Origin of the sequence: Sphingorhabdus sp. (genome assembly GCF_046596595.1) — a bacterium.
Classification (GTDB): domain Bacteria; phylum Pseudomonadota; class Alphaproteobacteria; order Sphingomonadales; family Sphingomonadaceae; genus Sphingorhabdus_B.
Genome location: NZ_JBKJMB010000054.1, coordinates 1 through 4,609, shown reverse-complemented (window position 1 = coordinate 4,609; position 4,609 = coordinate 1). Strand labels below are relative to the sequence as shown.

Sequence of the window (4,609 nt, the reverse complement as noted above, 5' to 3'; positions counted from 1 at the left end):
CATCAAAAGTCTCTGGATAACTGTGATTTTAAGGACTGCGTGGCGCGCCCTACAGGAGTCGAACCTGTGGCCTCAAGATTAGAAGTCTCGCGCTCTATCCAGCTGAGCTAAGGGCGCGCGCTGTGCGGTGCAATAACGGCTTTGCGTGCGAACGCAAAGCTGCTTATGTCGTTTCATGCACGACGCCCCAATTATCTCGGAAAGCGCAAGCGCGGTAACTGGCCGACATTTTCGCTATTATGATTTCGTCATGGCGGCCTTTGTCGCCATATTGTTGTTATCGAACGTTATCGGGGCGGCAAAACCTGCGGCGCTGAATATCAACGGCGAGCAATGGATATTCGGGGCAGGAATATTATTCTTTCCCTTGGGATACGTCATCGGCGACGTTCTTACCGAGGTTTATGGCTATGCCCGGGCGCGGCGCGTTATCTGGGCTGGCTTTGGAGCTTTGTTGTTCATGGCGTTCATGAGTTGGGTCGTTGTCGCTTTACCGCCTGCACCGGGTTGGGAGGGGCAAGCAGCGTATGAAGCCGTGTTCGGCCAAGTCTGGCGGATCGTCTTTGCCTCCATCACCGCGTTTTGGGCAGGCGAGTTCCTCAATAGCTATGTCATGGCGCGGATGAAAATCTGGACCGGTGGCAAACATTTGTGGACCCGCACGATCGGATCGACGGTCGTAGGGCAGGGTATAGACAGCATCATTTTTTATCCGCTCGCATTTTGGGGTATATGGAGCAACACGCAGGTTATAAGCGTTATGATCACCAATTGGCTGTTGAAAGTGGGCTGGGAGATTGTGCTGACGCCGGTAACTTATATGGTTGTTGGCTGGCTAAAACGTAAAGAAGGTGTCGACATATTCGACGAGGGAACGAATTTTTCCCCCTTTAAAACCAAAGTTTAGGACAGCATGCAGGATAAAATACAGCATTTGGCCGAGCTATGGATCGGCTATAAAATTCGGCTGATTGAAAGAGTTGGACTGAGCAACGACGCTATGCATGTCCATGGTTCATTGTTAATTCTGTTCGTTTCCGCAGTGGTGCTGCGGCGTCGGCCAGACAGCCTCTGGTGCTGGTTGATCGTTTTAGTGGCGGAACTGTTCAATGAATATGCCGATCTGCGCGGTGAGGCGCCGGGCGAGGCATCTTTGGACGCTTCGTTGCACGACCTTTATAATACTATGTTCTGGCCGACGATTATACTGGTGCTTGGACGCTTTTTATTCCCTCGGGTTAAGCTTAAGGCCAAGCATGCCAGCCCCCAGTCAAGCGAGCTGGCGCACCAACCCCTCGAACAAGCGACGACCACCTGACCCGCCGTGTACTGGGTCGATCATCCGTTCAGGGTGCGGCATCATTCCCAATATATTGCCCGCCTTATTCAGCACACCAGCAATATTGCGCGCGGATCCATTGACGGTTTCGGCGTAGCGAAATGCCACTTGGCCTTCGCCTTCAAGCCGGTCGAGAGTAGGGTCATCAGCAAAGTAATTGCCGTCATGATGGGCAACAGGAATATGGATTTTTTCGGCGGCGGCATAGCCGCTGGTAAATGCCGAGTGGGTGTTTTCGACAGTCAACGCGACTGTGCGGCAAACGAAACGGATACCTGCATTACGCATCAGCGCACCGGGGAGCAGACCTGCTTCTGTTAAAATCTGGAAGCCATTGCAGACACCCAATACAGGTACGCCCTGTTCTGCCGCTTGTACGACTGCGCGCATAATCGGCGAACGGGCGGCCATTGCGCCGGAGCGCAAATAATCACCATAAGAAAAGCCACCGGGAATGGCGATGAGGTCGACCCCTTGCGGCAATTCCGAAGCCCGGTGCCATATAAGAGAGGTCTCTGCGCCTGTAATGGCGCGAATGGCGACGGCCATGTCACGGTCGCAATTGGACCCCGGGAACTGTATAACCGCTGCGCGCATCAGGCTTGCTCGATCTCGAAATTCTCGATCACCATATTTGCCAGCAGCTTGGTGCACATCGCTTCCAAGTCTGCTTTTGACAAACCGGGTTCATGTTCGATTTCAATCAGGCGCCCAGCGCGTACATCATGCACACCGGAAAACCCGAGCCCTTCAATTGCGTGATGAATGGCCTTTCCCTGTGGATCGAGAACTCCGTTTTTTAGCGTTACAAAAATGCGCGTTTTCATCTCGGACCCATCTGTCTTGCTGTTTCATTTTCTATAGAAGTCGTCACGCGCGATTCAAGCGTAAGCTGCCATTATCGAGATTTTAACCATGTTTCGAAAGTCCGCTTTCACGGTGTCACGCATAACATGGTAAACTATGAGTTGGTCATTGCGGCGATATTGCCGATCGGAGGACCAGATGGTTGGTTTGGCTACTGCTATGTTCATCGGGCTATTCGCCTTTGGGCATGAACTTTTGGGATGGAGCGGTTCGCCAAGTGATGAGGTTCAACTGGGCCTTTTCCTGGCATTTATTCTTGGCATCGTCTGCGGCTATAAAACCAAAGGCTAAGGCAAAGCCCGGGCTATTTGGCTGGCTCTGCTGTGCTGCCGGCAATTTTAGCAGGCAAGGCTCGGAATGTGAATTGCGCTGACTGGTTCAGGTAAAGTTTCGCCAGCGCCCAAACGTCATTGGCCACAATAGAGGTAAAACTTGTTTCATTCTCTCTGAAGCGATTTAGCCTTTCGCTATTGGTCTGTGCCTCAGCGGCAACGCCCAGCCACGTATCGTTGCGTTTTTTCCAGTCGGCATAGCTTTCAAGTACGGGTTTGCGCGCGCGGGCAAACAGGTCCTCGTCCACTGGTGCCTTTACGATTTCGGCTATAACTTGGTCAACGGTCTGTTCAATGGTCGCAAGGTCTTTGGGATCCCCGCTCGTGGATACCGAGAGCGCACCCCGCATGGTATATAGGTCAGACATATCGGAATTAGCGGAAACACTGTAAGTTGCTCCCAGCTTTTCGCGCAACTCATCGGTAAGGCGCAATGTTATAATGCGCGCCAAAAGGTCCATTGATTGCGTTACTTTCTGATCCTTGTTCGCGGTGGTTGTCCAGACACGACGCCACGCCATCTGGTTCGCCTCGCCTCTATGGGGAATGTCAAAGTCCCCCTTGGCGCTGCTCCATCCCAGTTGAAGCTGATCCCCGTAATCGCGGCCTTCTGCTGCCCGGTCGGGAAGGGCGCCAAAGCTGCGCGCAACGGCCGCAATAGCTACATCCTCGTCCAGATCCCCAACCAATGCTATTTCCAGCCGATTTTGCTTTAAAACGTCACCCAGCGCGGCCTTTAGCATATTAAAATCTGCCGCTTGAATCTCGCTGAGTGGTGCAAGCGCGAAACGGGGGTCGTCATCCGTCATGATACGCGCCATGGCGAACGAGAGCGCAGATGCAGGCACAGCGTCCAACCGCGCATATAATTCGGGTAATGGACGACGGAACAGCCGAAGTGCATTTTCTGAATAGCCGGGCGATGTGGTGAAGGCTGCCATGACCTGAAGCTGTCGTTCCAAGTCTGCAGGCGCTACAGCCCCCGCAGACCCGAAATAATTTTCAGCAACGCCAAAAGCGGGCGAGGCTGTCGTGCCGGCCAAAATCGAGCGCAAATCCTCAATATCATGCGCTTCAAGGCCGCCCGACGCATATGTTGCGGACATCAGCCACGCCAACACCGCATTTTCTTTGCCAAAATGTAATTGGCCTCCGTCAATGCGGAACGAGTAGCGGATCCGGTTGTCCTCAAAATCTGTCTTTTTGAGGTTTAGCAACACGCCGTTCGCAAAGCGCACAGTACGAATGCCAAGGTCTGGAATGATGTTATCCGCAACGACAGTTCCAGCAGAGCCGAAATTGGTATAAGCAAACGCGGAGGCCGCACGCGCTATTGGCGCTGCTACAGGGGTAGCCCTGCTTGCAGCGTAAGCGGTCATGATCTCCTCATGAGACGCCCCAGCGCTCTGCTTGGTGGTGAGGAAAATCTGCGGTGCGCTCATCTGTCCAAACCAATAAGCAATTTCAGCGTTTATAGTTGCCTGCGTCATAAAGGGCCGTAACTGCCGCCATAGCAACTGACGATATCCGTCAGAATTGTAGACATCGTCGTCCAGCGCAATCAAGGCATTGGCGATTGCGCCGCTTGATTCAGTGCCTTCGTCCTTCGCGTTATTTTCATATTGCGCGTCGAGACGTTTCAGTTGTTCAGCGATTTCCGACTCACCAAAGCCATACTCTACCGCTTGACGAACAGTCTGTTCTGTAAATGCCAGAATTGCCCGCCAACTTCCGTCTTTTCCGGCAACACCATAGCCAATCGCCGCATATTGCTCGCACAAACCGAAATTGAAATTTACACCACCGCCTAGAAAAGGAACATCTTCATCGCGGGACCGACGGGTCATGCGTTTTGATATGATGGCATTGGCGATGTCCATCCGCAGTTCAATCATTGCGCGTTCCACCGTATCGGGTCGACGGCGATCTTGCAAAAATTGTTGGACGCCCATGCTCTCGCTCACTTCGGGATGTACGAAGCTCTGCGCCGACAGGCTGCGGGTTGTATCGAGTGTGCAGCGATCAATGTCGCCTAAAGGTGGCGCCGCGACGGTCCAGTCAGCGAATTTTG

At 53.0% G+C, this 4,609-nt stretch carries 6 protein-coding genes and 1 tRNA gene; 3 read left to right on the top strand and 4 right to left on the bottom strand.

The window, feature by feature from the left end; translation table 11 throughout:
• Positions 1-40: 40 nt before the first annotated feature.
• A tRNA-Arg gene (locus ACLL9E_RS05225) sits at positions 41-117 on the bottom strand.
• 58 nt (positions 118-175) lie between these two features.
• Between ACLL9E_RS05225 and ACLL9E_RS05220 the strand changes: the two genes are divergently transcribed.
• Entirely contained in the window at positions 176-907 is a 732-nt protein-coding gene (locus ACLL9E_RS05220) for a queuosine precursor transporter (protein WP_411290685.1), read from the top strand.
• 6 nt (positions 908-913) lie between these two features.
• Positions 914-1,318: a hypothetical protein gene (locus tag ACLL9E_RS05215; protein ID WP_411290684.1), complete on the top strand. Its 405-nt coding sequence runs from the start codon at positions 914-916 to the stop codon at positions 1,316-1,318.
• On the opposite strand, the gene purQ is transcribed toward ACLL9E_RS05215, so the two are convergent.
• On the bottom strand, positions 1,271-1,936 hold the full coding sequence (purQ, locus tag ACLL9E_RS05210) for a phosphoribosylformylglycinamidine synthase subunit PurQ (RefSeq protein ID WP_411290683.1): 666 nt from the start codon (positions 1,934-1,936) through the stop codon (positions 1,271-1,273). The two genes, ACLL9E_RS05215 and purQ, sit on opposite strands and share 48 nt — an antisense overlap.
• Positions 1,936-2,166 (bottom strand): phosphoribosylformylglycinamidine synthase subunit PurS, encoded by a 231-nt coding sequence (gene purS / locus ACLL9E_RS05205; protein ID WP_411290682.1) that lies wholly within the window; start codon positions 2,164-2,166, stop codon positions 1,936-1,938. Before purS ends, purQ begins: the two co-directional genes overlap by 1 nt.
• A 178-nt stretch (positions 2,167-2,344) precedes the next feature.
• Here purS and ACLL9E_RS05200 point away from each other — a divergent pair, with 178 nt between their 5' ends.
• Positions 2,345-2,497, top strand: coding sequence for a hypothetical protein (locus tag ACLL9E_RS05200; protein ID WP_411290681.1), 153 nt, complete (start codon positions 2,345-2,347; stop codon positions 2,495-2,497).
• Between the two features lie 13 nt (positions 2,498-2,510).
• On the opposite strand, the gene ACLL9E_RS05195 is transcribed toward ACLL9E_RS05200, so the two are convergent.
• Positions 2,511-4,609: M16 family metallopeptidase (locus tag ACLL9E_RS05195; RefSeq protein WP_411290680.1), on the bottom strand; the 2,099-nt coding region annotated here is incomplete at its 5' end.